Source organism: Halobaculum sp. D14 (assembly GCF_051195135.1).
Taxonomy (GTDB): Archaea; Halobacteriota; Halobacteria; order Halobacteriales; family Haloferacaceae; genus JBNTKA01.
Window position 1 is genome coordinate 462,318 of record NZ_JBNTKA010000001.1, and the last position, 26,629, is coordinate 488,946.

General features: G+C 72.0%; 28 protein-coding genes. 14 read left to right on the forward strand and 14 right to left on the reverse strand.

Annotation, left to right across the window (positions count from 1 at the left end):
• Nucleotides 1-246 precede the first annotated feature (246 nt).
• From ACQUST_RS02335 to ACQUST_RS02345, 3 genes are all read left to right on the forward strand, one after another.
• Nucleotides 247-630: a VanZ family protein gene (locus ACQUST_RS02335; protein WP_435124421.1), complete on the forward strand. Its 384-nt coding sequence runs from the start codon at nucleotides 247-249 to the stop codon at nucleotides 628-630.
• Between the two features lie 44 nt (nucleotides 631-674).
• Nucleotides 675-1,751 carry an archaeosine biosynthesis radical SAM protein RaSEA gene (locus ACQUST_RS02340; RefSeq protein WP_435124424.1) on the forward strand — a complete coding sequence of 359 codons (1,077 nt, stop codon included), beginning with the start codon at nucleotides 675-677 and terminating at the stop codon, nucleotides 1,749-1,751.
• 96 nt (nucleotides 1,752-1,847) lie between these two features.
• Entirely contained in the window at nucleotides 1,848-2,348 is a 501-nt protein-coding gene (locus tag ACQUST_RS02345; RefSeq protein WP_435124426.1) for a DUF5813 family protein, read from the forward strand.
• Between the two features lie 93 nt (nucleotides 2,349-2,441).
• On the opposite strand, the gene ACQUST_RS02350 is transcribed toward ACQUST_RS02345, so the two are convergent.
• The gene (locus ACQUST_RS02350) at nucleotides 2,442-2,675 is read right to left on the reverse strand and encodes an Lrp/AsnC family transcriptional regulator (protein ID WP_435124429.1); all 234 of its coding nucleotides are present in this window, start codon (nucleotides 2,673-2,675) and stop codon (nucleotides 2,442-2,444) included.
• On the reverse strand, nucleotides 2,672-3,403 hold the full coding sequence (locus tag ACQUST_RS02355; RefSeq protein WP_435124432.1) for a potassium channel family protein: 732 nt from the start codon (nucleotides 3,401-3,403) through the stop codon (nucleotides 2,672-2,674). The genes ACQUST_RS02350 and ACQUST_RS02355 overlap by 4 nt, the downstream gene beginning before the upstream one ends.
• A gap of 84 nt (nucleotides 3,404-3,487) precedes the next feature.
• Here ACQUST_RS02355 and ACQUST_RS02360 point away from each other — a divergent pair, with 84 nt between their 5' ends.
• Complete coding sequence (locus ACQUST_RS02360; RefSeq protein ID WP_435124435.1) at nucleotides 3,488-3,721, forward strand: Lrp/AsnC ligand binding domain-containing protein; 234 nt, start codon at nucleotides 3,488-3,490, stop codon at nucleotides 3,719-3,721.
• Between the two features lie 80 nt (nucleotides 3,722-3,801).
• Here ACQUST_RS02360 and ACQUST_RS02365 read toward each other — a convergent pair whose 3' ends face one another.
• On the reverse strand, nucleotides 3,802-4,848 hold the full coding sequence (locus ACQUST_RS02365) for a thiamine pyrophosphate-dependent enzyme (protein ID WP_435124438.1): 1,047 nt from the start codon (nucleotides 4,846-4,848) through the stop codon (nucleotides 3,802-3,804).
• 162 nt (nucleotides 4,849-5,010) lie between these two features.
• Here ACQUST_RS02365 and ACQUST_RS02370 point away from each other — a divergent pair, with 162 nt between their 5' ends.
• Complete coding sequence (locus ACQUST_RS02370; protein WP_435124441.1) at nucleotides 5,011-5,991, forward strand: succinylglutamate desuccinylase/aspartoacylase family protein; 981 nt, start codon at nucleotides 5,011-5,013, stop codon at nucleotides 5,989-5,991.
• Nucleotides 5,992-6,034: 43 nt separating this feature from the next.
• Here ACQUST_RS02370 and ACQUST_RS02375 read toward each other — a convergent pair whose 3' ends face one another.
• Both ACQUST_RS02375 and ACQUST_RS02380 read right to left on the reverse strand, forming a co-directional pair.
• Nucleotides 6,035-6,571, reverse strand: coding sequence for a hypothetical protein (locus ACQUST_RS02375; protein ID WP_435124444.1), 537 nt, complete (start codon nucleotides 6,569-6,571; stop codon nucleotides 6,035-6,037).
• A 73-nt stretch (nucleotides 6,572-6,644) separates the two neighbouring features.
• Nucleotides 6,645-7,706, reverse strand: coding sequence for an anthranilate phosphoribosyltransferase (locus tag ACQUST_RS02380; RefSeq protein ID WP_435124447.1), 1,062 nt, complete (start codon nucleotides 7,704-7,706; stop codon nucleotides 6,645-6,647).
• A gap of 187 nt (nucleotides 7,707-7,893) precedes the next feature.
• Between ACQUST_RS02380 and ahbB the strand changes: the two genes are divergently transcribed.
• Complete coding sequence (gene ahbB, locus ACQUST_RS02385; protein WP_435124450.1) at nucleotides 7,894-8,967, forward strand: siroheme decarboxylase subunit beta; 1,074 nt, start codon at nucleotides 7,894-7,896, stop codon at nucleotides 8,965-8,967.
• Between the two features lie 61 nt (nucleotides 8,968-9,028).
• Here ahbB and ACQUST_RS02390 read toward each other — a convergent pair whose 3' ends face one another.
• Both ACQUST_RS02390 and ACQUST_RS02395 read right to left on the reverse strand, forming a co-directional pair.
• Nucleotides 9,029-10,069 carry a dipeptide epimerase gene (locus ACQUST_RS02390; protein ID WP_435124453.1) on the reverse strand — a complete coding sequence of 347 codons (1,041 nt, stop codon included), beginning with the start codon at nucleotides 10,067-10,069 and terminating at the stop codon, nucleotides 9,029-9,031.
• Complete coding sequence (locus ACQUST_RS02395; protein ID WP_435124456.1) at nucleotides 10,066-11,088, reverse strand: DUF1611 domain-containing protein; 1,023 nt, start codon at nucleotides 11,086-11,088, stop codon at nucleotides 10,066-10,068. Before ACQUST_RS02395 ends, ACQUST_RS02390 begins: the two co-directional genes overlap by 4 nt.
• Nucleotides 11,089-11,273: 185 nt before the next feature.
• Here ACQUST_RS02395 and ACQUST_RS02400 point away from each other — a divergent pair, with 185 nt between their 5' ends.
• Together ACQUST_RS02400 and ACQUST_RS02405 are read left to right on the forward strand one after the other, a co-directional pair.
• Entirely contained in the window at nucleotides 11,274-11,468 is a 195-nt protein-coding gene (locus ACQUST_RS02400; RefSeq protein WP_435124459.1) for a hypothetical protein, read from the forward strand.
• Between the two features lie 100 nt (nucleotides 11,469-11,568).
• On the forward strand, nucleotides 11,569-12,930 hold the full coding sequence (locus ACQUST_RS02405; protein ID WP_435124462.1) for an LLM class flavin-dependent oxidoreductase: 1,362 nt from the start codon (nucleotides 11,569-11,571) through the stop codon (nucleotides 12,928-12,930).
• Nucleotides 12,931-13,390: 460 nt separating this feature from the next.
• Here ACQUST_RS02405 and ACQUST_RS02410 read toward each other — a convergent pair whose 3' ends face one another.
• Both ACQUST_RS02410 and ddh read right to left on the reverse strand, forming a co-directional pair.
• On the reverse strand, nucleotides 13,391-13,579 hold the full coding sequence (locus ACQUST_RS02410; protein WP_435124465.1) for a hypothetical protein: 189 nt from the start codon (nucleotides 13,577-13,579) through the stop codon (nucleotides 13,391-13,393).
• 96 nt (nucleotides 13,580-13,675) lie between these two features.
• Nucleotides 13,676-14,596 (reverse strand): D-2-hydroxyacid dehydrogenase, encoded by a 921-nt coding sequence (gene ddh / locus ACQUST_RS02415; RefSeq protein WP_435124468.1) that lies wholly within the window; start codon nucleotides 14,594-14,596, stop codon nucleotides 13,676-13,678.
• Nucleotides 14,597-15,133: 537 nt separating this feature from the next.
• Between ddh and ACQUST_RS02420 the strand changes: the two genes are divergently transcribed.
• Nucleotides 15,134-15,418, forward strand: a complete 285-nt coding sequence (locus ACQUST_RS02420) for a hypothetical protein (protein ID WP_435124471.1) — start codon at nucleotides 15,134-15,136, stop codon at nucleotides 15,416-15,418.
• A gap of 102 nt (nucleotides 15,419-15,520) precedes the next feature.
• On the forward strand, nucleotides 15,521-16,786 hold the full coding sequence (locus tag ACQUST_RS02425) for a carboxylate--amine ligase (RefSeq protein WP_435124474.1): 1,266 nt from the start codon (nucleotides 15,521-15,523) through the stop codon (nucleotides 16,784-16,786).
• A 24-nt stretch (nucleotides 16,787-16,810) separates the two neighbouring features.
• On the opposite strand, the gene ACQUST_RS02430 is transcribed toward ACQUST_RS02425, so the two are convergent.
• Entirely contained in the window at nucleotides 16,811-17,713 is a 903-nt protein-coding gene (locus ACQUST_RS02430) for a Vms1/Ankzf1 family peptidyl-tRNA hydrolase (RefSeq protein ID WP_435124477.1), read from the reverse strand.
• A 147-nt stretch (nucleotides 17,714-17,860) separates the two neighbouring features.
• Nucleotides 17,861-18,217: a DUF5802 family protein gene (locus ACQUST_RS02435; RefSeq protein ID WP_435126087.1), complete on the reverse strand. Its 357-nt coding sequence runs from the start codon at nucleotides 18,215-18,217 to the stop codon at nucleotides 17,861-17,863.
• Nucleotides 18,218-18,383: 166 nt separating this feature from the next.
• On the opposite strand from ACQUST_RS02435, the gene ACQUST_RS02440 reads away from it, so the two are divergent.
• Complete coding sequence (locus tag ACQUST_RS02440) at nucleotides 18,384-19,187, forward strand: aldo/keto reductase (protein WP_435124480.1); 804 nt, start codon at nucleotides 18,384-18,386, stop codon at nucleotides 19,185-19,187.
• A gap of 440 nt (nucleotides 19,188-19,627) precedes the next feature.
• On the opposite strand, the gene ppc is transcribed toward ACQUST_RS02440, so the two are convergent.
• Nucleotides 19,628-22,321: a phosphoenolpyruvate carboxylase gene (gene ppc, locus ACQUST_RS02445; protein ID WP_435124483.1), complete on the reverse strand. Its 2,694-nt coding sequence runs from the start codon at nucleotides 22,319-22,321 to the stop codon at nucleotides 19,628-19,630.
• A gap of 192 nt (nucleotides 22,322-22,513) precedes the next feature.
• Nucleotides 22,514-23,785 carry an MFS transporter gene (locus ACQUST_RS02450; RefSeq protein ID WP_435124486.1) on the reverse strand — a complete coding sequence of 424 codons (1,272 nt, stop codon included), beginning with the start codon at nucleotides 23,783-23,785 and terminating at the stop codon, nucleotides 22,514-22,516.
• Nucleotides 23,786-24,193: 408 nt separating this feature from the next.
• Between ACQUST_RS02450 and ACQUST_RS02455 the strand changes: the two genes are divergently transcribed.
• Together ACQUST_RS02455 and ACQUST_RS02460 are read left to right on the forward strand one after the other, a co-directional pair.
• A complete protein-coding gene (locus ACQUST_RS02455) occupies nucleotides 24,194-25,093 on the forward strand; it encodes a ubiquinol-cytochrome c reductase iron-sulfur subunit (protein ID WP_435124489.1) in 900 nt (299 codons plus the stop codon).
• A 62-nt stretch (nucleotides 25,094-25,155) separates the two neighbouring features.
• Entirely contained in the window at nucleotides 25,156-25,572 is a 417-nt protein-coding gene (locus ACQUST_RS02460) for a hypothetical protein (protein ID WP_435124491.1), read from the forward strand.
• Nucleotides 25,573-25,579: 7 nt separating this feature from the next.
• Here ACQUST_RS02460 and ACQUST_RS02465 read toward each other — a convergent pair whose 3' ends face one another.
• Nucleotides 25,580-26,017: a hypothetical protein gene (locus ACQUST_RS02465; protein ID WP_435124494.1), complete on the reverse strand. Its 438-nt coding sequence runs from the start codon at nucleotides 26,015-26,017 to the stop codon at nucleotides 25,580-25,582.
• Between the two features lie 170 nt (nucleotides 26,018-26,187).
• Between ACQUST_RS02465 and ACQUST_RS02470 the strand changes: the two genes are divergently transcribed.
• A complete protein-coding gene (locus tag ACQUST_RS02470; RefSeq protein ID WP_435124496.1) occupies nucleotides 26,188-26,406 on the forward strand; it encodes a heavy-metal-associated domain-containing protein in 219 nt (72 codons plus the stop codon).
• The last annotated feature ends 223 nt before the right edge of the window (nucleotides 26,407-26,629 follow it).

Genomic DNA, 26,629 nt, shown 5'->3' on the forward strand with positions numbered 1-26,629 from the left:
CCCTCGCGCTCGCGGGCTGCGCCCCGCGCTGCGCGCCTCGCCGCCTCGCTTCGCTCGGCGGCTGCGGTGCTTGCGGGGTCTCGCCGCGCGACCGCTCGGCCCCTTCCAGTCCCACCCGATGCCCGGACGAGCGGTCGTCGCTGCGTGGCCGGACGAGCAGTCATCGCTGTGCGGCCGGGTGGGCGGTCGTCGTCTGTGGTTCGGTCGCACCGAGCGGTTTTCGGTGGTCGGGGGTCGACGGTCGGTGTGAATCGTCGGCTGATGGTCGCGGGAGCGGTCTGCGGGGCCGTCGTCGGGGCGTCGCTGGCGCCGGTCGGCGGCGGGAGCGGCGCGTCGTCGCTGCTCGCGGGCGTCGGCGACGAACTGCTGCACGCGGCGGGCTACGCGGCCGTCGCGTCGTCGGTCGCGTGGGCGGCCCGCGTCCGAACTGCGGCCGGGCTGGCGGTCGTCGTCGCCGCCGCGGCGCTGCTCGGCGGCGCCGTGGAACTGCTCCAGTTCGCGGTGCCGACGCGGCACCCGTCGGCCGTCGACGCCGCCGTGAACTGCGCCGGCGCCGTCGTCGGTGCGGCGGGTCGGGCTGCGTGGCTGCGGCTCCGCGGCGGGCGGGCGGGGCCGCGTCCGGGCGCGTGAGCCGAACGAAGCCGTTTTCCGCTGGTGCCGCCCACGTCTCAGCAATGAGTAAGCCGAGCCCCGAAGTGTACGAGCGGGGACGCGGGATGGACGCGCACAACCAGGTGATGCGCAACATCCGGTCGGAGAAGGAGGCCGAGTACGACCCGCACGAGCCGACGCGGGTGTGGCTCGACGAGGACAACACGCCGGGCGGCGTGAAGCGGAGTCTCACCATCATCCTCAACACCGGCGGCTGCCGGTGGGCGCGCGCCGGCGGCTGCACCATGTGCGGCTACGTCGCCGAGTCCGTCGAGGGCGGGTCGGTGCCGCACGACGCCATGATGGACCAGATTCAGGCGTGTCTCGACCACGAGGCCGAGGAGGCCGACGAGCCGGCGCCGCTCGTCAAGATATACACCTCAGGGTCGTTCCTCGACGAGCGCGAGGTCGCCGCGGAGACCCGCGACGCCGTCGCCGAGACGTTCGCGGACCGCGAACGCGTCGTGCTGGAGTCGCTGCCGGACTTCGTCGACGCCGACAAGCTCCGCGACTTCACGGACCGCGGCCTCGACGCCGACGTCGCCGTCGGCCTCGAAACCGCGACCGACCGCGTCCGGCACGACTGCGTGAACAAGTACTTCGACTTCGCGGACTTCGAAGCCGCCTGCGCGGAGGCCGGAGACGCCGGCGCCGGCGTGAAGGCGTACCTGCTGATGAAGCCGCCGTTCCTCACCGAGGGCGAAGCCGTCGACGACATGGTGTCGTCGGTCGAGCGCTGCGCCGCCGTCGACAACTGCCACACCGTCTCGATGAACCCGTGTAACGTCCAGCGGTACACGATGGTCGACGAACTCCACTTCCGGGGCGGCTACCGGCCGCCGTGGCTCTGGTCGGTCGCCGCGGTGCTCGAACGCACCGCCGACGCCGACGCCATCGTCGTCTCCGACCCGGTCGGCCACGGCTCCGACCGCGGCCCGCACAACTGCGGCGACTGCGACGACCGCGTCCAGAAGGCCATCAAGGACTTCGACCTCCGGCAGGACCCGTCGGTGTTCGAGCAGGTGTCGTGCGACTGCGAACGCACCTGGGAGCTCGTCGTCTCCGAGGAGCCGTCGTTCGGCGCGCCGCTCACCCGGTAAGCCGCCGCTGCTTCTGCCGCTCCGTCGGCGATGCCGCGACGCCGCGGCGCCGCGATGCCGCGCCGCTTATCCGCCGGGACCGCCTCACGAACGGGTATGAGCGACAGTTCGGGGCGCGTGGGACGCGCCTTCCGGGACCACGACGCGTTCGCGGACGAACCGGTCGACGGCGCCTACGAGTCGACGAGCACGGCGTTCGACGCGGTGGTGACGGCCGCCGAGCGCGACGACGGCCGCGTCGCGTTCGACGTCACCGTCACGGTGCCGACGCTGCAGGCGGTCACGGCCGGCGACGTCGCGGACGTCGTCGCGGACGGCTGGTACGAGACGTTCGAGCGCCGCGTCGCCGACATCGGCGCCGTCACCGAGGCCGACCGCGACCTCTCGCCGTCGACCGTCCGCGGCGACGGCGACGCGACCGTGACCGCCGCGTTCACGGACCTCGACGAGCGCCGCGGCGTCAACGACGCCGCCGCCGTCATCGACTACGTCGGAGGGACCTACGTCCAGGGCGTCATCCCCGGCTACGACTACGAGGAGCCCGTCAGCGGCCTCATCGACACCGCCCGCGCCGCCGCCAACAGCGACGGCATCTGACCGGAGAACGGTAGAGGAACCACAATTGGAGAGCGGAACGTCGCGGCCGCGGTCGCGGACGACCCGTCCTTCGCTCGCCTCGCGTTCTCCGGGTCAGTCCATCGCGATGTACGTCTGCGTGTCCTCGACGCCGTCGATGCCCTGAATCCCGGTCGCAGCGACGGTTTTGACGTCGCCGGGGCCGTCGACGCGGACCTTCGCGATGAGGTCCATGTCGCCGGCGACGATGTGGACCTCCTCGACGCCGTCGAGGTCGGCGATGGCCGTCCGGATGCGGTCGGCGTCGCCGCTCGACGCCTTCACCATCACGTACGCGGTCACCGTCATCGGGCGTCACCTCCGTCGGCGCCGCCCGGGCCGGGCGCTCCGCCGGCGGCCGACGCGAGCGTCTCGCCGGCGTCGTCGCCGACGAGCAACTGCCTCACGTCGCCGAGCACTTCGAAGTCGGCGAGTACTGCGATGCGGTCGCCGACCTCCAGCGAGTCGTCGGGGAACGGCAGCCCCATCGGTTCGCCCTCCTTCCCGAACGCGAGCAGCCGCGCCTGGCTCGGTAGCGCGACCTCGCTGAGCGTGTAGCCGCGCATCGGCGACGACTCCGTCACCGTGAACAGCAGCACCTGGAGGTGCTCGGCGATGTCGGCGATGGCCTGGATGTTCCCGCCGAGCAGCGCGTTCTTCGCGCCGATGGCGCCGAGCCGCTCCGGGTAGACGACCTCGTCGACCTCGTCGGCGTACTTCTGGTAGATCTCTTCGCGGTAGTCCTCGTCGATGCGCATCACGGTGCGGCAGCCGTGGTGTTTCGCGATCATGCACGCCGCGAAGTTCGCGTTCAGGTCGCCCGAGAGCGCGCCGAGCGCGTCGGCGTCGTCGACGCCGGCGTCGACGAGCGTCGCCTCGTGGGAGCCGTCGCCTTCGACGACCTCGAACGACTCGGTGCGGGCGCGGGCGGCGCGGTCCTCGTCCCGCTCGACGATGACGACGTCGTGGCCTTCCTCGTGGAGGACGCGTGCGGTGCGGAGGCCGACCCGGCCGGCGCCGATGATGACGAAACGCATGTGGTGTGCTATGGCGACCCACGGAATTAACGTTGCCCCCGAACCCTCGGAAGGCTTTAGGTCGTGGTAGAAGTTAGCATACGTATGGTTCAGGCGTTCGTCATGGTGAAAACGGGGGCCGGCGGCGCCGAGGCCGCCGCCGCAGCCATCCGGAGCCTCCCGACGGTGACGGAGGCGCACGTCGTCGCCGGCGACTACGACCTCGTCGCCGAAGTCGCGGCCGACGAGGTGTGGGAGGTGCTCGACACCGCGGCGACGGCCATCGGCGGCGTCGACGGCGTCACCGACACCCGGACGTACGTCGCGATGAGCGACTGACGCAGAACTCCGTTCGCCGCAGCACCGCATCCGCCGCGGCACCGGATCCGCCGCGGCGACGCGGACGCAGCGAGCGGTCGCTACCGGTCGAGTTCGTATGTGTCGTGCGTCTCCGCGAACGCCTCCGCCTCGTCCCGCTGTCGCTCGATTTCGGGCGGCAGCGACCCGTAGGCGTGCTCGAACATGTCCGCCGGCTCGGGCCGCGGAACGTCCTCGGCGACGGCGACCGCCTCGGCGAGTTCCTCGTTCGCGGAGGCGGTCGCGTCGTCGACGAACCCTTCGTCGATGACGCCCTGTTCGCGGCACCACTCGGTGAAGCGGTCGAGCGGGTCGCGGCGGCGCCACTCCGGCAGGTCCGGCTCCTCGTCGCGGTACGCCGACGGATCGTCGGCGGTGGTGTGTGCGCCGCGGCGGTACGTCAGCGCCTCCACCAGCACCGGGTCGCCGGCGCGGGCGGCGTCGAGCGCGGCCTCCACGGTCTCCCGGACGGCGAGCGGGTCGTTGCCGTCGACCTGGACGCCGTCGAAGCCGTACGCCTCGGCTTTCACGGCGATGGAGTCGCTGGCGGTCTGCCGCTCCCGGGGGAGCGAGATGGCCCAGCCGTTGTTCTCACAGAGGAACACCGTCGGCGTCTCGAAGACGCCGGCGAAGTTCAGCGCCTCGTGGAAGTCGCCTTCGGAGGTGGCGCCGTCGCCGAAACACACCAGCGACGCGTAGTCCTCGTCGGCGTAGTTCGCGGCCATGCCGGCGCCGACGGCGTGCGGGAGCTGGCTCGCGATGGGGACGGCCTGCGGGAACACCGGGACGTCGTGGTCGGAGTGGTACTCGGGGAAGCCGCGGCGGAACAGCAGGATGTCGCTCATCGGGACGCCGCGCGCGATCTGGAGCGCGTTCGACCGGTAGGTCGGGAACAGCCAGTCGTCGCCGCGCATCGCGTGCGCCGCGCCGACCTGCGCCGCCTCCTGCCCCTCGTACGGCGGGTAGCCGCTCATCCAGCCGCGGCGCTGGAGCGCGACGGCGCGCTCGTCGAACCGGCGGGTCCGGACCATGTCGGTGAGCGCCGCTCGCGCGTCCGCCGCGTCGAACGGCGACTCCTCGATGTCGCGTTCGCCGACGATGCGGTTCATATCGGCAGGACAGCCCCGGCCGGCATAAATTGCGGCAACTCGCTGCGACGCACACACTCGGCGCCGGGACGCGCGGCTGCGCCTGCGGAGACTGTTGGGGTGTGGGGGGCTGTTGGAGCCGCGGGGAGTAGCTACAAGCCGCCACGTCACCTGGTTCGCGGCATGGCCGACTACCGACGCGAGCGGGTGACGCTCGCGCGACTGCCGTCCGGCGTCGCCGTCGAAACCACCGTTCACGTGTACGGGTCGGGCGACCCGGTGGTGTACGCGCAGGCGGCCCAGCACGGCCGGGAAATCAACGGCGCGGCGGTGCTGCGGCGGCTCCACGACGACCTCGTGGACGCGCCGTTCGACGGGACGCTGGTCGCGGTGCCGGTGGCGGACCCGCTCACCTTCGACTTCGTGTCGTACACGACGCCGGAGGCGTACGACTCGGTGAACGCGAACATGAACCGGTGCTGGCCGGGCGACCCGGACGGCACGCTGCACGAGCGGATGGCGGCGGCGCTGTGGGAGTACGCCGGCGACGCGGACTTCATCGTCGACCTGCACACCGGGAGCCGCGACATGCTGACCCACACAGTGTACCTGAAAGGCGACGAGGCGAGCCGCGGGCTCGCGGAGGCGTTCGGCACGGACCTGCTGCTCGCCGAACCCGCCGGCGAGGACGCCGACGAGGAGTGGGAGCAGCGCAGCTTCGGCGGGAAGCTCCGCGTCGCCGCGACCCGCGAAGGCATCCCGTCCATCACGCCCGAACTGGCGCACAACAAGGAGCTCGTCGAGGACGCCATCGACGCCGGCGTCTCCGGGCTGCGGCGCGTCCTCCGGCACACCGGCGTGCTCGCCGCCGACGCGGACGGCGCGCCGGAGTCGGTGCCGCCGTGGGACGGCGTCCGCGCCCGCAACCACCTTGGCCGCGTGAAAGCCGCAGACTCCGGGCTGTTCCGCGCCGCAGACGGGCTCGAAATCGGCGACGAGGTGAGCGACGGCGACGTCGTCGGCGAGGTGTTCGACCCGACGACGTACGAGACGCTGCAGGAGGCGACCGCGGACCGCGCCGGCGTCGTCTACTCCGTGACGCGGGAGGCGACGGTCACGGCCGGCGAGACGCTCGTCGGCGTCGCGCTCCGGCTCGACGACTGAATCCGGGGCGCACAACGAGACGAATCCGGCTCCGGCTGCGCCGTCACGAGTCGAGCTGCCCGGCGGAGACGGGGGGCGGCGACGAGCCGTCGGTGCGCCGTAAGAGGCCGACGGTGGCGGCGCCGGCGACGACGCCGAGCAGCGTCATGTAGCCGAGGAAGCCGACGTACCAGTCGACGCCGAACAGCGCCGGCGTCCAGCCGATGACGACGTCGAGGGAGGCGCCGGCGGCCTGCGTCACCAGCGCGAACACCAGCGCCGCCATCCAGCCGCCGAGCAGCAGCCGGCACACCGCCCGCCAGCGCCGCGCAGTCACGCCTTTCGCGACGACCGCGCCGACGCCGACCGGGACGTACAGGAACGCGAACCCGAGCAGCAGTGGATGCGTCGCGGCGCTCGCCGGGAGGCCGCCGAGCGCGCCGACGAGCGTGAAGCCGCCGACGAGCCCGAGCACGGCGGGGAGCGCGCGCTCGTGGCCGACCATCCGGCCGAGCACGTGCGTGGACAGCGCCAGCAGGACGACGACGGCGCTGGCCGCCAGGAAGAACAGCCCGTACCAGCTCTCTGGGCCGACCGTCACGCGTGCGTCTCGCCCGACCTCCTACATAACTGTCTCGTGCCGGCTATCAGCGCCGAGAAATCGGGGGTCGCGGTCAGAACGCGCGGAGGTCGTCGAGGACGGCTTCGGCGGCGCCGTCGTCGATGGCGGCGCGCGCCTGGTCGAGGCCGTCCTGCAGGTCGTCGGCGTCCTCGCGGGCGTAGATGCGGAACGCGGCGTTCAGCGCGACGGCGTCCCGCCAGTGGTCGTCGCGGTCGCCGGCGACGACCTCCTCGGCGATGCGGGCGGAGTCGGCGGCGACGTCGTCGACTTCGAGGTCGGCCTCCTCGAAGTCCATGCCGTACTCCGGCGTCTCGATTTCGTAGTCGTCGAAGTCGCCGTCGGTCCACTCGGCCACCTTCGTGTAGCCGGGGCGGATGTCGTCGTACCCCTCCATCCCCTGGAACATGATGACGCGGTGGAGGTCGTGGTGCTCGCTCCGCTCGAAGGTGTCGACCACCTTCTTCGCGAACGCGAGGTGGTAGAAGGAGCCGAGGTGGACGTCGGCGTTCGCGGGGTTCGCGAGCGTCTCGACGGTGTTCACGAACGTCCGGACGCCCATCGCGTCGCGCCGCTCGGCCAGCGCGTGGACGTCGGGGTTGAACGTCGGCTGGTAGTAGAAGCCGAACCCGGTCTCGTCGACCATGTTGGCGGAGTCGCTCGGCGTCAACTCGGTCGCGACGCCGAGTTCGTCCAGGACGTGCTTGTAGGCGTCCTGTTTCTGCGTCGGGACGCGGTCGCCGGAGTGAGCGACGACCGGGGTGCCGGCACCGGCGGCGACGATGCCGGCGGCGACGCCGAGGATGGCGGTCTCGCCCTTCCCGTCGTAGTTCGCGCCGCAGTCGACGGGGTCGGCGTCCGGCTCGGCGTACTCGACGCGCGAACACATCTCGTCGACGTACGCCGCCAGCTCCTCCGGGTTGTTGCGCTTCCAGCGGTTCGCGAGCCAGAACGCGCCGAGCGTCGTGCGGTCGGGTTCGTCGGCGAAGATGCGCCGGAGCGCCTCCGTCGCCTGCGCGCGAGTCATGTCGTCGGCCGACTTCGGCCCGGAGCCGCAGACCTCCGTCATCAGCCGTTTCAGCGGCCAGTCGCCGAGCTCCTGCGTCGCGTGAGCCATACGCGAGGCTTCGACCTGTCGGCGCAAAAACGTCCCGTTCGCGGCGCGGAACTGGACGGCCGCCCAGTGCGGCGCGGCGGGTCCCGGTGCGGCCCGATGCGACGCGGCGCGCCCCGCCGCGCTTCGCCCGGCCGGCCGGAACGCCGGGAACGAAAACCGTAGGTACGACGACGACGAACTCAGGGTGATGCGTTCCCCGGCGGTCGACGACTGGCGCGAGGGCCTCGACGGCGTCGACGCGCGACTCGTCGACGAGTACCAGAGCGGCTTCCCGGTCGAACAGCGGCCGTTCCGCGCGGTCGCCGCCGACCTCGGCGTCGACGAGTCCGCCGTCCTCGACCGCGTCCGGCGGCTCCGCGACCGCGGCGTCTTCCGCCGGTTCGGCGCCGTGTTGAATCCGCCGGTCATCGGGTCGTCCACGCTCGCTGCCGTCCGCGCCCCCGAAGACCGCTTCGACGAGGTGGCCGCCGTCGTCAACGGCTACCGGCAGGTGAACCACAACTACCGCCGCGACCACGAGTGGAACATGTGGTTCGTCGTCACCGCCGGCACCCGCGGCCGTCGCGACGAAATCCTCGCGGACGTCGAAGAGCGGACCGACTGCGACGTGCTGAACCTCCCGATGCTGACGGACTACTACATCGACCTGGAGTTCCCGGTGTTCAACGACGACGCGTTCGCCCGGGAGGGCGTCACGCGCAGCGGCGCCGGAACCGCCGCGGACGCGGCGACGGAGGCGTCGGCGACCCGGATTTCGGAGGACGCCGTCGGCGACCTCTCGGCGCTGGAGGCGCGGCTGCTGCTCGAAATCCAGGACGGCTTCCCGCTCACCGCGACGCCGTACCGCGACGTCGCCGACGCCGTCGACGCCGACGTCGCGGACGTGCTCGCCGCCGTCGAACGGCTCGCCGACACCGGCTGCATCAAGCGAATCGGCTGCGTCGTCAACCACGTCGTCACCGGCTTCCGGAACAACTGCATGGTCGTGTGGGACGTCCCCGACGACCGCCTCGACGAACTCGGCGAACGCGTCGGCGAACTCCCGTACGTGACGCTGTGTTACCACCGGCCGCGCCGCCCCGAGCAGGGCTGGAACTACAGCCTGTTCACGATGGTGCACGGCCGCGAAGCCGACGTCGTCGACGCCAAAATCGACGAGCTCGCCGCCGACTACCTCCCGTTCGACCACGAACGGCTCTACTCCACCGAGACCCTCAAACAGACCGGCGCGCAGTACGAGGACCTGGTCGGCGACGACTGACGCCTGCGCTCGCTTTTCCGGACGACCGACGCGGCGCTGGCCGGCCCCCGTTCGCCTTCACTCAGCGTTCGACGGCGCCCGTCCCCGGCCGGTCCAGTTCGCCGAGCCGGATTTCGCCGTTCGGGAGCGGGACGCCGTCGAACGGGTCGTCGGCGAGCAGCAGGCTACCGTCCAGGTCGGCGTAGTCGAGCAGCGGCGCGAGGTGGTGGGCGGCGGCGATGGCGGCGTTCGTCTCGACCATGCAGCCGAGCATGACGTCGAGCCCCTCGGCGCGCGCGGCGTGAATCATCCGTTTCGCCTCCAGCAGCCCGCCGCACTTCATCAGTTTCAGGTTCGCGATGTCACAGCGGTCCGCGACCGCCGGGACGTCCGCGAGCGTGACGCACGACTCGTCGGCGGCGATGGGGAGCGCAGAGCGCTCGTAGGCGAACCGCAGCCCGTCGGGGTCCGAGGCCGGCACGGGCTGTTCGATGAACTCGACGCCGTGGTCGGCGAGCCACTCGCTGTTCTCGACGGTCTCCCGCGGCGTCCACGCCTCGTTCGCGTCGACGCGGATGGTCGCGTCGGGCGCCTCCTCGCGGACCGCGTCGACGACGTCGCGGTCGCGGTCCGTCCCGAGTTTCAGTTTCAGGGTGCCGTAGCCGGCGTCGACGGCGTCGCGGGTCTTCTCGCGCATCGCGTCGATGTCGTCGAGCCCGACCGTGAACGACGTCTCCGGCGCCGCCGTGGGGTTGAGCCCCCACAGCCGGTACAGCGGGACGCCGAGCCGCTTCGCCGCGAGGTCGTGCAGCGCGACGCTGACGGCGCAGCGGGCCGCCGGGTTGTCCGCGACGACGCCGCGGAGCCGCGACTCGATTTCGGCGAACGCGTGCGGGTCGCCGACGGCCTCGACCTCCGCGAGCAGGTCCGGCATGACTGCCTCGACGGTGGCTGCGGTTTCGCCGTAGTGCGCCGACGGCGCGGCGGCGCCGACGCCGGTCATGCCGCCCTCGTCGGTGAGCCGGACGACGACGTTCTCGGCGGTCGTCGTGGTGCCGCGGGCGATGGTGAAGTCGTGTTCGAGCGGCAGCGACACGCGCTCGAACGCGGCGTCGATGCTCACCGAACCGCCTCCACGAGCCCGCCCGGCCCGAACCGGAGCAGGTCGGTCGCTGGCGCGTCCAGCGTCGCCGCGAAGTCGTCGACGGCGTCGCGGGCCGCCGCGTCGTCGTCGATGCCGGACGTGTTGAGCGCGCCGGCGACGACGTCGGCGTCGTGCACCGGCGCCGCGAGCGACTCGTACAGGTCGACGTACTCCGGAATCGGCGGAATCGCGGTGTCTTCGTAGCCGTGAATCGCGTCGCGGCCGGCCTCGTGGCACAGCACGAGCCGGTCCGGCATCGCGCCGTGGAGGATGCCGAGCGTGACCGGGGAGTACGCCGGATGGACGACGCTCCCCTGCCCCTCGACGACGAGCAGGTCGTGGTCGTCGCCCTTCTCCAGCACCATCTCCTCGACGGCGCCGGCGGCGAAGTCGGCGACGACGCGGTCGACCGGGTTCCCCCAGCCTTCGATCATGATGCCGGTCTGGCCGGTCGGGACGACGCAGGCGTCGACGCCGGCGTCCGCGGCCGCCTCCGCGAGCTCCATCGTCGCCGTCATCTTCCCGACCGAGCAGTCCGTCCCGACCGTGCAGACGACGTCGGCGTCGACCTCGTCGGCGCGGCCCTCCGCGACCGTGAGCCCCTCGTGCGGCCGCCGGACGTCGCGGAGCTCCGCGCCGTGTTCGGCGGCGAGCGTCGCGAACTCCTCGTCGTCGCGGAGGAAGTAGTGCAGCCCGGAGACGACGTCGCAGCCGGCTTCGAGCGCCGCGCGGACGTCCGGCCGCCACGACTCGTCGAAGCCGCCGCCGATTGGCGCGACGCCGATGACGAGCGCGTCGACGTCGCCGTCGACGTCGCCGAACGACGCCACGATGGGCGCGTCCTGGACGTCGGGGAGGTGGTCGGCGACGCGCTCGCCGGCGTGGTCGCGGTCGAGCACCGCGGCGACGTCGCGGTCGCCGTACCGCAGGACGCCGTTCGCGGTCTTCGACCGCCCGGGGAACTTCTCGTGTGCGAGGATGACGACCCGTTCGTTCACGGCTCCGCCAACGGCGACCCGCGGCTTAAATCGCTCCCAGCCGGCCGGTCCCGCCGAGACCGGCGCCGAGACCCGCGCGAGTCGGTCGCGCTGATTCGTGCCTGCCGGCGGCGCCGATCCGCGCCGATTCGAGCACGGCATCCGTCGGCCCAAAGCATACGTGACGACTCGCCGTACCGTGGCGTGTGCCCTCCACAGCGACGCGGCTCCAACTGTTCGGTATCGCGCTCGTCCTCGCCGGCGGCCTCCGCGACCTCGTCGTCGCGGCGTCCGGCTCGATAATCGACCCGCACTCCGTGAACGTCGGCGCCGTGGCCGTCGGCCTCGGGCTGCTGTTCGCGCTCGTCGGGCTGGTCGCCCCCGCGGTCCGCCGAGAGTGACGTCCATTCGGTCCGCGGGGAGTGACGTCGGCGCGGCCCACTGCCGGCACAGACGGCCGATTCCGCCGGGGCTTACGGCCCGGGGCGACGACGGTGCGGTATGAGCGACGACGAGGGCGGGATGCGCCTCAATCTGTTCACGATGAACTCCGTCGAGCACGTGTCGCCGGGGTCGTGGCGGCACCCGGGCGACCGGTCGGCGGCGTACACCGACCGGGAGTACTGGACCGACGTGGCGCGGACGGCGGAGCGCGGCGGCTTCGACGCCGTGTTCTTCGCGGACGTCCGCGGCATCTACGACGTGTACGGCGACGACCGCGACGTCGCCGTCGAGAAGGCGGTGCAGACGCCGTCGAACGACCCGAGCTACCTGGTGCCGGCGATGGCGGAGGTGACGGAGACGCTCGGGTTCGCCGTGACGAAGTCGACGACGTACACCCATCCGTACCAGCTCGCGCGGGAGTTCTCGACGCTCGACCACCTGACGGACGGCCGCGTCGCGTTCAACGTCGTCACGTCGTATCTGGCGTCGGCGGCGCGGAACCTCGGGCTCGACGAGCGGATGGACAAGGAGACGCGGTACGACCGCGCCGCGGAGTTCCTCGACGTCTGCTACCAGCTCTGGGAGGAGTCGTGGGACGACGACGCCGTGGTGCGCGACGCCGACAGCGGCGTCTTCACCGACCCCGACGGCGTCCACGACATCGACCACGACGGCGAGTTCTTCTCGGTGCCCGGGCCGCACGGCTGTGAGCCGTCGCCCCAGCGCACCCCCGTCGTCTTCCAGGCGGGGTCGTCCGACCGCGGCCGCGCGTTCGCGGCGGCGAACGCCGAGGCCGTGTTCTGTTCGCAGCCGACCGAACACGGCGTCCGCGAGTACATGGAGGACCTGCGCGGCCGCGCCGCCGACCGCGGCCGCGACCCGGACTCGCTGGCGTTCTTCCCGGGCGTCGTCCCGGTCGTCGGCGAAACCGAGGCGGCCGCGGAGGCGAAACACGAGCGGCTGAAAGACGGCGTCGACGTGGAGGCGACGCTCGCGCTGCTCTCCGGCTTCCTCGACATGGACCTCTCGGCGCTCGACCCGGACCAGCGCATCGAGCACATCGAGACCGACGCGATTCAGGGGACGATGAACGCGTTCACGCAGTCGGACCCGGACCGCGAGTGGACCGTCCGCGAGGTGGCGGAGTTCTCCGGGCTCGGAACGACGTCGCCGGTCGTCGTCGGGACGCCCGAGCAGGTCGCGGACGAACTGGAGTACTGGTACCGCGAGGTCGGCGTCGACGGCTTCAACGTCAAGGAGGTGGTGCGGACCGGGAGCCTCGACGACTTCGTCGACCTGGTCTGCCCGGAACTCCGGCGGCGCGGCCTGCTCCGCGACGCCGACCCGGACGAGACGCTGCGCGAACGGCTGTTCGGCGAGGGGCCGCGGCTCCCCGCGGACCACCCGGCGCGCCGGTAGCCCGCGACGGTTCGGCGACGGAACCGCACAACCGCGGACGGATTCGAGCCGGGGCTTCCCGCCGTTGGCGTCATCGTTAAGTGAGAGTAGCCACTGTTCTCTGGTGACGCTTCGTCTGGAGGGCCGAAGCGTCAGCGGGGACCAATTCGAGCGGGGTGCGAGCCGCTCTCTTTCCGCGGCTCGCACCCCGCTTTTTCGCTTACATTCGGCAGCGACGCCGCTCCGCACCGTTTCGACGCCGGACTCGACCGGCTCTGACCGGCGCGGTTTCGTGACCAGAACGGCGACGGCAGCGTCGCGGCCGCGGTGACGGTGCTTGCAGTGGTCGCGGTAACGGTGCTGGCAGCGGCCGCAGTAACGGTGCTGTGGGCCGGCGGCTGTCAGCGGCGACGGTGCTGGCGGCGGCGGAGGCGACGAGAGAACTGATTCCACTGCGCGCGGCGTCGCCGCGCGGCGCGGCTCACTCCGAGGTCGGCGGATTCACGAGCAGGCCGTCGACCATCGCGGCGCCGGCGACCGTCGAGCCGAGGACGGCGGCGGCGACGAACGGCAGCGCGGTCGCCGCGGTCACCGCGGCGGCGACGACGAACGCGGCCGGAATCACCGTCAGCAGCGCGTCGGCGCGGTCGATGGAGTCGCTCGGCAGCACGGTAATAACATGTAATTAGGGGCTTGTGTATCTTGTGGAACCGACGGCGACGCGGCCGGGACGGCCGTCGGCGGCCGCTGACGCGGCGTCCGCGGCTCAGGCGACGCGGTTGTGCAGCGGGTCGCCGCGCCGGATGCGGTCGACGTTCTCGCGGACCAGCGCCGCGATGTCCTCGTGGTAGTCGCGCGTGAACGCCCCGCAGTGCGGCGTCACGATGACCTCGTCGTACCCCCACAGCGGCGACTCCGCGGGGAGCGGCTCCTCGTCGAACGCGTCGAGCGCGGCGCCGGCGACGCCGCCGCTGTCGAGCGCGTCGACGAGCGCATCGGTGTCGACGACGGGGCCGCGGGCGACGTTCACGAGGTACGCGTCCGTCCGCATCGCGTCGAGTTCGGCGGCGCCGACCATCTCCTCCGTCTCGTCGGTGAGCGGCACCGCGAGCGCGACGAACCGGGCGTCCGCCACGGCGGTCTGCAGGTCGTCCGGTTCGTACACTGTCTCGACGCCGTCGACCGGTTCCGCCGAGCGCCTGACGCCGACGACGTCCATGCCGAGCGCGTTCGCCCGAGTCGCGATGCCGCGGCCGAGCGTGCCGAGGCCGACGACGCAGAGCCGCTCGCCTTCCAGCGTGAACGGCGCGTCGTACGCCGGCGGCGACCACTCGGCGTCCGCCTGCGCGTCGCGGTAGCGGTGGAGGCGCCGCGCGAACGACAGCATGTAGCCGGCGACGGTCTCGCCGATTGCGGTGCCGTGAATGCCGGTGCTGTTCGTCAGCGCCGTCCCGGCCGCCTCGTAGTCGTCGACCGGGAACTCGTCGTAGCCCGCGCGGACGCAGTGCACCCAGTCCGCCCGCAGGAAGGCGTCGTCGTGGCTGAACGTGACGACCGCGTCGCCGTCGCGGACGTCCGCCGGCGCCCCGACGACGACCGGCACCGGCAGGTCCGACATGGACTCGCGGAGGTACTCGGGCGGCGGCGACGCCGACTCGGCAACGACGATGCGTTCGGGGAGCTCCATACCCGGCGTTCCCGGTGAACGGACAAATGAGTCGTGGTCCGCCGCGCGCGCACCACCGCTCACCGGCTCCGCAGCGTCGACGCAGCGGTACACGGGCGCCGCTGGAACACCCACGGTGCCGTTGGAACTGCACAGGTCGCCGCTGGAACAGGAGACGGGAGCCGCCGGAGTCGAACGGTTCGCGCGCCGTTTTCCCGGCGGCGGCCGACCGTCGACCCGATGATTCTCGTCCCGGGTCCCAAAGAAGTGCGCACAAACCCGCAAGTTGGCTCCGTGGGTCGGTAGCCGAACCCCCAACGGAGGAATCCTCGCGCTTTAGCGCGGGGAGGATGTCAAACGTCGCTCGTCGAACTCGCCGTCTCCCTCCCCGAAGAGCAGGCCGGCACGCCGAACACGGAGCAGCTCGCGCTCGTCCTGTCCGGGCTCTGCGCCATCGGCTTCGGGTTCGCCGTCGAGGGCGCGCTGGCGCGGCTGGCCGGGAAACTCACGGCCGCGCAGCTCCTCGGCCTCGCGGGGCTGGTCAGCCGGCTGTACGCGATGTACGCCCACAGCGACAGTTGGCGGGACGCGGTCGCGTCCGCCGACGCCGTCACGTCGCCGTATCTCGTCGTCGCGTCGTTCGTCGCGGTCGTCACGCCGTGGCTCCTGCAGGCCGCCGCAGCCCTGCTCGGCGCCGCCGACGCGTGGACGGCGCACTCGTCGGGGACGTTCCTGCTGGTCGTCGCGTTCGCCGCGACGGCGGGGCTGGGGATGCACTGGCGCCTGAACGACCCGAGGGTGTACCGCGCCGACGCGGACGCGTCAGCGAACCCCGGCGACTGACGCGGGGGACAGCGCGACTCGACGCCGCTGGGAACGTCGCAGTCGACGGCAGAGCGCGCCGCCGAACGCGACACTTTAGGCCGGGACGCCGTTTGCGTCGGCATGGCAGATTCGTTCCTCGACACCGACAGCCTCGTCGCGGCGGTGGAGGCGGCCGACTTCGACCGGCCGCCCGCGCTCGTCGCGAACGCCCACATCACGGGCGTCAGCGTCGCTCGCGCGCTCGCCGCACGCGACGTTCCGGTCATCGCGCTCGACCGGAACGGCGACGGCTACGCGCCGCCGTCCGACGCGGTGGCGTTCGCCGGCGAAGTCACGTATCCGCTCGACGACCTCGACGGCTTCCGACGCGACGTGGAGCGCGTCGCCGACGCCGCCGGCGTCGCCTGCGTCGCCTTCCCGTGCATGGACGACTGGGTGCGCGGCTTCGCCGAGACCGAACCGGACGGCGTCGTCCTGCCCTTCTCGGACCACGACGGCATCGAGCGCGTGCTCGACAAGGACAACCTCTACCGGCGCTGTGAGGAGCTCGGCGTCCCGTACCCGGAGACGCACCGCCTCGACGGCCACGACGACCGCGACGCCGCGGTCGACGCCGCGGTTGACGCGCTCGGCTTCCCGCTCGTCGTGAAGCCGGCGCACAAGCGGAAGTTCGAGGAGGCGTTCGGCACGAACGTCATCGAGGTGGACGGCCGCGACGAACTGGACCGGGTCGTCGCCGACGCCGCCGCGGCCGACGCGACCGTGCTCCTCCAGGAGAAGGTGAACGTCGAAGTCGGCGCGGACGCGTCGTTCGGCAGCTACGTGTCGCCGGACGGCGACGCGCTCGGCGTCGTCGCCAACGCGGCCGTCCGGTTCCCGCGCGAGTTCGGGACGTCGTGTCTCGTCGAAACGGTCGACGAACCGGCGGTCCGCGACCGCGCGCTCGCCGTCCTGGAGGCGACGGACTACCACGGCATCAGCGAGTCCGAGTTCGTCTACGACGTCGACCGCGAGGAGTACGTGCTGCTCGACATCAACACGCGGCCGTGGAAGTGGGTCTCGATGCCGGTGCAGGCCGGCGCGAACCTCCCGCTCGCCGCGTACCGCGACGCCGTCGCCGACCTCGACGCCGCCGACGTCCAGTACGACCCCGGCGAACCCGGCGAGGCGCGCTGGGTGTACCTCCGCGACTACCTCGAACTGTGCCTCACCGACTCGGCGTTCTGGGACGTCCTCTCCCGCGACGACTGGACCGCGCTGCTGTCCGGCGACTTCGAGGCGGACGACCGGCTGACCACCGGGCTGTACCGGCCGTCCGACCCGGCGCCGGCCGCGAAACTGCTCGACGGCGAGTTCACCGACCGCGACTACTACTGCTCCTGTTGACCGCGCCGGGCATCGACCGGCCGGCTAGAGCAGCCGCAGCGTCGCGGTCCAGAAGTCGTCGAAGGCGTCGTCGAGCGCGTCCGCCGCCCGGCCGGTCGCGTCGCTGCCGGCGGTGACGTCCGCGTACTCCCGGAGCTCCGGCAGGACGGTGCGTTCGCCGACGAGGACGACGCGGTCGAGGTCGTCCGGCAGCGACGCCAGCGCCGCCTCGCACTCCTCCAGGTGCGCGTCGATCTGGGCGTCGCGCTGCCGCTCGAACCGGCCCTGCGAGAAGCCGCCCTTGTCGTGTTCGTCCATCACGTCCGTCTCCACCGTCTGGAGGTCGACGCGCTCGTCGCCCTCGTACACCCCGACGGCGAATGTGTCCGACCGGGCGAGCCCGAACGCGAACCGGCCGGTCGGCCGGAACCACTCGTCCCGGACGCGGAAGCCGTCGCGCCACTCGCAGAACGGCGCAGGCGCCACCGGCGGGTCGACGGCGCAGGCGACGATGCCGGCGTCGTCGCGGTACACCAGCGTCGGCGCGGCGCGCCGGACCAGCGGCGCCCGGTCGCCGAACGCGTCCGCGACGGCGTCCGGCAGCGAGTCCGCGTCGTCGACGTACGCCGACAGCGCGCCTTCGACGCCGGCGTCGACGCTGCGGAGCCGGTCGAGCACGGCGTCCCGGCGGTCGCGGCGGAGCTCCTCCGTGCCGCGAACCGTCGCCTCCCGGTCGACGCCCGCCTCCGCGCGGCCGACGCGGTCTTCCAGCTCCTCGATTCGGTCCTCGAGCCGGTTCACGCGCTCTTCGGCCTCCTGCCGCTTCCGCGCGGCCTCGCTGCGGCGCTCCTCCTCGGCGTCGAGCTGGGCGCGCAGCGAGTCGCGCTCCGATTCGAGCTCGGCGACGCGCTCTTTCAGGCTCGCGCGGCCGAGCAGTCGGTCGAGCATACCGCACCGGTGACGTGCCGAACTAAAAAGGGTCGCGTCGGCGCTCCGGCCGAAGCCGCCGGTCGTTCCGGTCGACGAGCCGCGGTCTGCCGACGGCGACGCGGCGGTCCGCGGGCGGCGACGCCGTGGGCTGCCGACGGCCGGCGTTCAGGCGGCGTCGGCCGGCTCCCAGCCGGCGTACTGCAGCAGTTCGTCGGCGCGGTCCGGGTTCGCGAGGAACACCTCGCGGCGCCCCGGAAGCTCGTACGCGAGGTCCTCCGGCACCGTCTCTCGCGGGACGGTGAGCGTCCCGGTCGGGACGTCGTCGTCGCCGACGACCGGGAAGTGTTTCGTGCCGAGCTTCATCACCAGCGGGCTGTCGAGCCGCTCGACGCCTTCGCCGGTGGCGTACAGTTGCTCGTTCACCCGTTCGTGGTCGGCCCGCTTGATGGCCGCGCTGTCGGTGTCGCGGGGCTGGACGTACAGCCGCCCCAGGTAGTAGCCGGTGGAGAACCGTTCGAACATGCTGCGCACTCGACCATGCGGGACGTTACCGTGTTAAGCGTTACCGACAACCGTTTTATAGACGCGCCCGCCGCGACGCGCCGGCTCTCAGCGACGAGAACCGGCGGCGGTACGTCGACCGCGGCACACCGACGGCTTCACGGGCCGCGCCGCGGACGCGACACGCATGTCCGAGTTCCAGCGGTTCGGTCAGGGGACGTACCAGCTCCGCGGCGAACAGTGCGCCGAGAGCGTCGCCACCGCGGTCGACGCCGGCTACGACGCCATCGACACGGCGCAGGGCTACCAGAACGAGGCGCTCGTCCGCGAGGGCATCGAGCGCGCCGGCGCCGACCCGAACGACCTGTTCGTCGCGACGAAGCTGCAGACCGACAACCTCGGCTACGAGGACGCCGTCGCCACGGCCCACGAGAGCCGCGCGCGCCTCGGCGTCGACAGCATCGACCTGCTGTACGTCCACTGGCCCATCAACACCTACGACGTAGAGGAGACGACGCGCGCGCTGAACGAACTCGTCGCCGACGGCGTCGTCGACCGCGTCGGCCTCTCGAACTTCCGCGTCGACCAGCTCGACGCCGCCCGCGACGCGCTCGACGTCCCGCTGTTCGCCCACCAGGTCGAGTGCCACCCGCTGCTCCAGCAGGACGAACTCCGCGAGTACGCCGTCGAACACGACCACTGGCTCGTCGCGTACTGCCCCATCGCCCGCAACGACGTCGCCGACGTCGACGTCGTCCGTGACGTCGCCGACAAGCACGACGCGACCCCCGCGCAGGTCTCCATCGCGTGGCTGCTCGCGAAGGACAACGTCGCCGCCATCCCGAAAGCAACCAGCGAGGAGCACATCCGCGACAACCTCGCCGGCGCCGCCCTCGAACTCGACGCCGAAGACGTCGCCCGAATCGACGACATCGACGAGGAGCGCCGCCTCGTCGACTTCGAGGAAGCGCCCTGGAACCAGGTCGACTGACTGCACCGAGCGGGCTGCGTCGGCACCCGTGTTTTCTCGGCGACCAACCGCTCGCCCATCCGCGGCGGCGACGCTGCGCTGTCGCTGAGACCGGACGGACCACGCGAACCGGACGGGAACAGCGCGAACGGGGCCGCAAACTGCGACGGCAACGGCTCCTGACTCGATGGTGCGGAGCCGCAGAAAGTCGGCGCCGCGGAAACGGGCGGCTCGGGTGCGCCGCCCGCGTGCCTCCTGTCAGGAGTGCCGGAATGCGAGGCGTTCCCCCGAATCGCAGTCCGAGAACCGGTCCGAACTGCGTCGTCCCTTCGTCCACGACCCGCTTACCGCTGATGGCTTGGTATCGAGGCTTCTTTTGAACGGTCGCGACAGAATGCGCCGGCGTCTCGAAGCCGACTTCGCGTAGGCCGTCGAGCCGCCGTCGAGCACGTCCGCGGCGGCTACCCGGTGTTCTTCATGCCGGCGGCGATTCCTTTCACGGTGAGTCGGAGCGCGCGCTCTTCGGCGTCGGTGCGGTGGCTGCGGCCGAGCAGGTCTATCTGTAGGAGGTTCAGCGGGTCGACGTAGGGGTTCCGGCGTTCGAGGCTCTCGGCGAGCCACTCGCGGCGAAGCAGCGAGTCGCGCTGGGTGACCTGCTTCACCAGTTCGACGGCGCGGTCGTACTCCGCTTCGATGCGCGGGAAGAACTCCGCGCGGAGGTCCTCCGGGGCCAGGTCGGCGTACTCGGCGGCGATGTCGAGTTCGGTGCGGGCGAGCGACAGCGCGATGTGGTCGATGGTCGTCCGGAAGAACGGCCACTGCCGGTACATCTCCCGGAGCGTCTCGACGTCGCCGCCGTCGTCCAGGTAGGCGTCCAGCCCGGCGGCGGTGGAGAACCAGCCGGGGAGGATGGCGCGGCTCTGCGTCCACGAGAACACCCACGGAATCGCGCGGAGGTCCTCGACGGTGCGGTCGCCGGACCGGGACGCCGGCCGCGACCCCATGTTGAGGTCCTCGATGACCGTGATGGGCGTCGCGGCCTCGAAGAACTCGACGAAGCCGTCGGTGTCGAGCAGGTCGCGGTAGGCGTCGCGGGCGGCCTCGCCGGCGACGTCCATGGCCGCCTCCCACTCGTCGTGGACCGCCGGCGTGTCGCCCTGGATGCGGCGGAGCCGCGCGCGGATCTGCGCGTCCAGCATCTGCTCCAGCTCGCGCTCTGCGACCCGCGGGTTCGCGTACTTCTCGGCGATGGCTTCGCCCTGCTCGGTGAACTTCACTTCGCCCGTGGCGGTCTCGGGCGGCAGCGCGAGCAGCGCCTCGTTCATCGGGCCGCCGCCGCGGGAGATGGAGCCGCCGCGGCCGTGGAACAGCCGGAGTTCCACACCGACGTCGTCGGCGACCTCCGCGAGCCGCCGGGCGTTCTGGTGGAGGTCCCACGCCGCCGCGAACGGCCCGTTCTCCTTGTTCGAGTCGGAGTAGCCGAGCATCACTTCCTGGACGTCGCCGCGGGCGTCGAGAGCGGCGCCGTAGGCGTCGTTGTCGACGAGCGTCCCGAGGATGTCGCGGGCGTTCGCGAGCGCCGACGCCGTTTCGAGCAGCGGAACGACGTCCAGCCCGCAGTGTTCGGGGAGCGAGACGACGCCGGCGAGGTCCGCGAGGTACAGCACTTCGAGGACGTGCGACGGCGCTTCGGTCATCGAGATGCAGTACGTGTCGATGGCGTCGGCGCCGTACTCGCGGTGCCAGTCGCCGAGCGCGTCGAACCGGCGGCACACCCGCGCGGCGGTGTCGGAGAGGTCGTCGTCGACGTCGAGGCTGCCGACGCCGTCGTCGTCGAGGATGGACCGCGTCAGCACGTCAACGCGGTCGTCCTCGTCCATGTCGGCGTAGTCGACGCCCTCGCGGTCGAGCAGCGCCGAGACGGCCTCCGTGTGGTTCTCCTGGTGGTCGCGGAGGTCGAGCGCGGCGAGCGTGAACCCGAACGTCTCGACGCGGCGGACCAGCGGGTCGACGCGCTCTGCGGCGACCGCGTCGTGGCCGTTCGCGCGGAGGTCGGCGGCGAGCGTTTCGAGCGCCGAAACGAACTCGTCCGGGTCGCCGTACTCGCCCGACCGGAGGTCGTCGACGCGGGCGACGCGCTCGCGGACCAGTTCGACGTAGCGCCGGTACGGCTCCGCCGGGTAGCGCTCGTCGGCGGTCTCGGCGGCCGACGGCACCGCGTCGCGCTCGGCGGCGAGCCGCGCCTCGAACTCGTCGGTGTGGGTGAGCCGGTCGCCCTCCTGGCTGACGTCGCCGAGCAGCGCCTGCAGTTCGCCGTCGTACCGGTCGAGGACCGCGTTGCGCTGAGCGTCGAGCGTGTCGGTGGTGACGTCGGGCGTCACGAACGGGTTGCCGTCGCGGTCGCTGCCCGCCCACGACCGGAACTCCAGCAGCTGCGGGACGTCCCCGTCGACGTCGGCGTCGGCGGCGTCGAGGCCGTCCTCCAGCGACTCGTAGGCGTCGGAGACGACGTCGAACAGCGTCTCTTCGAGGTACCAGCGGACGTCGCGCGCCTCGTCGGTCGGCGTCGGCCGGTGCGGCCGGACCTGCCGGGTCGCCCACAGCGACTCGACTTCGGCTTCGACGTCGTCGACCAGGTCGTCTTCCTCCTCGTCGATGAGGCGGCGCTCGTCGAGGTCGGCGAGGTCCTCGGCGACGCGGCGCAGCTTCGCCTTCACGGTCTTGCGGCGCGCCTCCGTCGGGTGCGCCGTGAACGTCGGGACGACGCGCGTGTCAGCGAGCGCCTGCGCGGCGTCCTCCGGGTCGGCTTCGGCGAGCGCCGCGGCGGCGGCCTGCACGCCGTCTTCGAGCGCGCCCTTCTCGCGTCGCCGGCGAATCGCGCGGACCCGTTCGCGCTCCTCGGCGACGTTCACCAGTTCGAAGTAGGCCGCGAACGCCCGCGCGACGGTGCGGGTCGTCTCCGGGTCGAGGCCGTCGAGTCGCTCCCTGACCGGGTCGCGGCTGTCGGTCTCCCCGCGCCGGTAGTCGATGGAGGCGGTGCGGACGTCCTCGACGGTGTCGAACGCCGCCGTCGACGTCTGCCGTTCGAGGACGTCGCCGAGCAGTGCGCCGAGTTCGCGGACGTCCTGCCGGACGTCCCGCTCGTGGCTCGTCATACGCTACCAAGACTGCCCCGGGGGCCACAGTAGTTCCGGTTCGACGAAGAATTACCTCGGAACCGAATTTTTCAGAAAACGAACGTGACTTCGCGGCCAATCCGGCGCGAATCGACGGCTGTCGGACGATTCTCGGTCGAGCCGTCCCGGCGAGCCGTTTTCAGCGTGAAGACGCCGGTCGGCTGCGGCGGGTCAGCGCTTCGGGAGCAGCACGAACAGCACCGCGGCGACGGCGGTGACGCCCGCCAGCAGGTAGAACGCCTCGTCGAACAGGCCGAGGTCGGACATGACGCCGACGATCGTGGAGCCGGTGGCGCCGATGAGGAAGAACAGCGTGCGGAGCAGCCCCCACGTCGACCCGGTGGCCTCGTCCGGCAGCGCGTCGATGATGTACGGATTCAGCACCGACGAGACCGCGATTCGCGACGACAGCGCGACGACGAGCAGCGCGAGCGGCACGAGGCCGGAGACGTGCGGGAGCAGCGCGAGCGTCGCGACGCCGACCGCGGCGACGACGAGGATGACCCGGCGCGTCCCGACCCGGTCGACGGCCGCGCCGCCGGCGAGTTGGAACCCGGCGCCGCCGACGAACAGCAGCGCGAACAGCGCGCTCGGCGCGCCCTCCGCGAGCGTCTTCTCCTCCAGCAGGTACGTCGGCAGGAACGCCGTCAGCGCCTGAAACGTGAACAGCATCAGCGTCATCCCGACGAACGCGACCACGATGGTCCGGTCCGTGAACACAGTGTGAAGCGTCCGCCGAACGCTCACCTCGCCGTTCCCGCTTTCGCCGTCCTCGTCACCATCGCCGTCCTCGTCGCCATCGCCGTCCTCGTCGTTGCCGACACTGGCTGCGTCGTCGTCGGCGTCTGCGTCGTCGGCGTCGCCGCCGGGGATGGTCAGCCAGGCGCCGACCGCGGTGACGGCGAACAGCGGGACGGTCAGCCCGACGGCGGCCCGCCAGCCGACGTGGTCGGTCGCGGTGCTGCCGAAGACGGGGAGCGCCGCCGAGCCGAGGCTGCCGGCGGCGAGCGTGATGCCGAACGCCCGGCCGCTGTTCGACCGGAAGAACCGCGAGAGCGCGATGCCGCGCGTCGTCCCGTACAGCCCGGTCGCGAGCCCGAACAGCCCGCAGGCGACGAGGAACACCGCGAACACCGGCGCCGCGGCGATGACACAGAGGCTGCCGGCGGCGAGCGCGAGGCTCAGGCTCAGCAGCGTCCGCTCGTCCAGCCGGTCGACGAGCAGCCCCGCGGGGAACTGCATGACGCCGTAGCCGGCCCAGACGACCGTGATGGCGACGCCGGCGGTGCTGTCGTCGATGCGGAACGCGCCCTGAATCTGCGGGAGCAGCGCGGGCAGCAGGAACCGCAGGCCGAGCGTCAGGAACCACCCGAACGCGACCGACGCGAGGACGCCGCGCCGCTCGCCGCCGCCGAGCCGACGCGGGACGCGGGACAGTCTCACTGCCGAGAGGAACGGGCGCCGACGACAAGAGCGGTCCGAATCCGGAACGACCGGCGGCGGTGGCGGCGGTAGCGGCGGTAGCGGCGGTGGCAACGCGGCGGCGGTGGCGGCGCGGCGACGCGGCCAGCGGTCGACGGTGGAACCGACGAGAGCCGGCGCTGTGCGGGCGATGAACGGTGCGGCCGCAGGGGTGCGGCCGCGATGGACACGGAATCGGTGCAGACTCGCGCAGACTGGCGCGGACTCCCAGGGGCTCGCGCCGGTTCAGCGACGGTCGGACGGACGGAAGTAGTTCGCTATGAGCCGTCCGGACGGCTATGGAGCGGTACGTGCCGGTGGAAACCCGGCGTCTGCGGCCGTGTTCGGCCTTTCGTCAGGCTTTTGCGTGGCGGCTTCCGACTCCGACGTATGAGCGTAGACGACGACAAGTACCCCGGCGACTCGGGGCGTCGCCGGTTCGTGAAGGGCGTCGTCGGCGGCGCGGCCCTCGCGGGAGTCAGCGTGGTAGGGTCGGCCTCCGTCAACAGCGTCACCACCTCGCCCGGGAAAGGCGGCGGCGCGACCGAGGCGATGGCCATCGAGAACACCGACGGCCCGGCGCCGCGCGGGATGCCGCAGATCCCCATCGAAATCGACAGCGACGGCTTCATCCGCGGCGTCTGGCCGGACGTCAAGACCGTCGAGCAGGGCGGCGTCTCCATCAAGGTCGCACAGACCGAACTCGGCGGGAAGACGTACTCCTCGGAGTGGTTTCAGTACTGCGGCGTCGAGACGTACACCGGGATTCAGCCGGGGTACGAGCCGGAGGGCGGGAACTACTTCTACGTCGGAGCGAACCCGGGCTACGAGTGGCAGTCCGAAGTGATGAGCCAGGGCGACCAGTTCACCGTCGACATGTTCTCCGACTACGAGACGTGGGGGAACGGCATCGGCGTCAGCGGCCTCGGGAAGCCGGCGACCGCGAACTGGCGGTCGAAGGGAGCGGAGGACACCATCCCGGTCCAGATTCTCCGCTCGCCCATCATCGAGAAACTCGCCGCGACCGGCTCCGCGCAGGGCGCCGACGGCGAGACGTACGAGGTCCCCTCGGACGTCCAGAAGTGGCTGCAGGCGTCGACCAGTAAAGGGTTCATCGCGTGGCTCAACAAGTGCACGCACTTCTGCTGTGTCCCCGGCTTCAAGCAGAACGCCGGCTCCGCGAAGTTCGCGGCCGCGGACGAAGTGTACTGCCCGTGCCACCAGTCGGTGTACGAGCCGTTCAGCATCGTCACGACGCTGTTCACCTCCCGGCCGCGGCCCGACGAGTAACGCCGCTCGCCGCCCGCCGCAGCGCCGCCGGGCTTTTCTCGCGCCGCTCACCACCGCCACCCATGAGCGACGGCTCCCCCGCCGACAGCGCCAGCACCGACTCCTCCGGCGACGACCCGGCCGCGGCCGCCGAATCCACGGACGCCGACGATACCGACGACACTCTCGATACTTCCGGCACCGCCGAGTTCGACGCGGCGCGCGCGGCGGCCCGGCGGACCCTCACCGGCGACGACGTCACGGCGTTCCACCTCGGCGTCGTCCGCGGCGGCGAGGTCGACACGGCGGCCGCACGGGTCGGCGGCGACGGTGACGACCGCGGCGACGACCGCCCGGAACTGGAGGCGCTGACGCTTCTGGCGACGCACCTCCGGGTCGTCGCGGACGACGCGGGCGCCGACTACGACGCCGTCGCGGCGGACGCGGCGGCGCTCGCGAGCCAGGTGGAGTCGCTGTCGACGCTGCCGGGCGAGGAGTAGCCGAGGCTCAGCGAAGCCCGACGTTGCGGCGGCGGTGAGCGAGATACTGGCCGGAGCCGACGACCGTGACCGCGACGAGCGCCGCGGCGGCGGCGAGCGCGGCGACCGTCGACGGAACGGCGGCGTCGGCGACGAGGTACGTTCCGACGGGGAGCGCCGTCTCGGCGGCGACGTACAGGTACCACCGCGGCACCCACGCGCCGTCGCGCGCCAGCCCGACCGCGTCGGCGACGAGCGCCGGGACGGACGCGGCGGCCGCGACGACCACGACGCCGGCGACCGCGACCAGCGCGACGCCGAAGTCGGTGACGGAGCCGGTTTCGACGACGACGGCGACGAGCAGCGCCGCGCCGACGACCGTCACGGCCAGGTAGCCGACGAGCGCCAGCCAGTAGCGGTTACCGGGTCGGTCCGCGTCGGCCGAACGGGACAGCGACGGCGACATGGCTCCCGATACGCCGCCTCGCCGGGTATAGGCCGCAGAACCGCCGAACACCGCCCGTCGCCACCGAGCGCCGCCCGGAACGACCCTGCCGTGGCGGAGTCCGACCGCCGCCGCCGGGCCGCGGCGGATTTCCGCGATTGATTGTCGCGGCGACGCACGTCGCAGGTGCGATGGAAACGCACGAACTCACCGTCACCGGCATGCAGTGTGCGAGCTGTGAAGCCCTCGTGACGCAGGCCGTCACGGGCCTCGACGGCGTCGCGGCCGTCGAATCGGACGCCGCCCGCGACCGCGTCGTCGTCCGCGCGGACGACGAGCGAGCCGACGATTCGCTCCGCGACCGCGTCGAGCAGGCCATCACCGAAACCGGCTACACGGTCGACGGCTGACCCGCTCCGCGTCGGCGACGACGCCGACCGGCTCCCGTCAGCCACGCCCTCCGATTTCTTCCGCTGTAACCCCGCAGCGACCGCGTCGGCGACGGCCTGGGGCTCCCGCACGACCGCGCAGCCTCCGCGACGCGATTCGCGCTCCGGTTCGCTCGGGGCGGTCGCAGTCGGGCGATGCTGGCCGTCGACCGGTCGCCGCCGGCCCGTCCGTTCGGTCGCCGGG

Coding starts and splice junctions, on each gene's coding strand:
- ACQUST_RS02435 (WP_435126087.1), bottom strand. CDS start 18,217: ATGTTCGAACGGTTCTCCACCGGCTACTACCTGGGGCGGCTGTACGTC.
- ACQUST_RS02405 (WP_435124462.1), top strand. CDS start 11,569: ATGAGCGACGACGAGGGCGGGATGCGCCTCAATCTGTTCACGATGAAC.
- ACQUST_RS02470 (WP_435124496.1), top strand. CDS start 26,188: ATGGAAACGCACGAACTCACCGTCACCGGCATGCAGTGTGCGAGCTGT.
- ddh (WP_435124468.1), bottom strand. CDS start 14,596: ATGGAGCTCCCCGAACGCATCGTCGTTGCCGAGTCGGCGTCGCCGCCG.
- ACQUST_RS02430 (WP_435124477.1), bottom strand. CDS start 17,713: ATGCTCGACCGACTGCTCGGCCGCGCGAGCCTGAAAGAGCGCGTCGCC.
- ACQUST_RS02340 (WP_435124424.1), top strand. CDS start 675: ATGAGTAAGCCGAGCCCCGAAGTGTACGAGCGGGGACGCGGGATGGAC.
- ACQUST_RS02440 (WP_435124480.1), top strand. CDS start 18,384: ATGTCCGAGTTCCAGCGGTTCGGTCAGGGGACGTACCAGCTCCGCGGC.
- ACQUST_RS02360 (WP_435124435.1), top strand. CDS start 3,488: ATGGTTCAGGCGTTCGTCATGGTGAAAACGGGGGCCGGCGGCGCCGAG.
- ACQUST_RS02380 (WP_435124447.1), bottom strand. CDS start 7,706: ATGGCTCACGCGACGCAGGAGCTCGGCGACTGGCCGCTGAAACGGCTG.
- ACQUST_RS02455 (WP_435124489.1), top strand. CDS start 24,194: ATGAGCGTAGACGACGACAAGTACCCCGGCGACTCGGGGCGTCGCCGG.
- ppc (WP_435124483.1), bottom strand. CDS start 22,321: ATGACGAGCCACGAGCGGGACGTCCGGCAGGACGTCCGCGAACTCGGC.
- ACQUST_RS02365 (WP_435124438.1), bottom strand. CDS start 4,848: ATGAACCGCATCGTCGGCGAACGCGACATCGAGGAGTCGCCGTTCGAC.
- ACQUST_RS02425 (WP_435124474.1), top strand. CDS start 15,521: ATGGCAGATTCGTTCCTCGACACCGACAGCCTCGTCGCGGCGGTGGAG.
- ACQUST_RS02345 (WP_435124426.1), top strand. CDS start 1,848: ATGAGCGACAGTTCGGGGCGCGTGGGACGCGCCTTCCGGGACCACGAC.
- ACQUST_RS02420 (WP_435124471.1), top strand. CDS start 15,134: ATGTACGCCCACAGCGACAGTTGGCGGGACGCGGTCGCGTCCGCCGAC.
- ACQUST_RS02370 (WP_435124441.1), top strand. CDS start 5,011: ATGGCCGACTACCGACGCGAGCGGGTGACGCTCGCGCGACTGCCGTCC.
- ACQUST_RS02465 (WP_435124494.1), bottom strand. CDS start 26,017: ATGTCGCCGTCGCTGTCCCGTTCGGCCGACGCGGACCGACCCGGTAAC.
- ACQUST_RS02350 (WP_435124429.1), bottom strand. CDS start 2,675: ATGACGGTGACCGCGTACGTGATGGTGAAGGCGTCGAGCGGCGACGCC.
- ACQUST_RS02355 (WP_435124432.1), bottom strand. CDS start 3,403: ATGCGTTTCGTCATCATCGGCGCCGGCCGGGTCGGCCTCCGCACCGCA.
- ACQUST_RS02460 (WP_435124491.1), top strand. CDS start 25,156: ATGAGCGACGGCTCCCCCGCCGACAGCGCCAGCACCGACTCCTCCGGC.
- ahbB (WP_435124450.1), top strand. CDS start 7,894: ATGCGTTCCCCGGCGGTCGACGACTGGCGCGAGGGCCTCGACGGCGTC.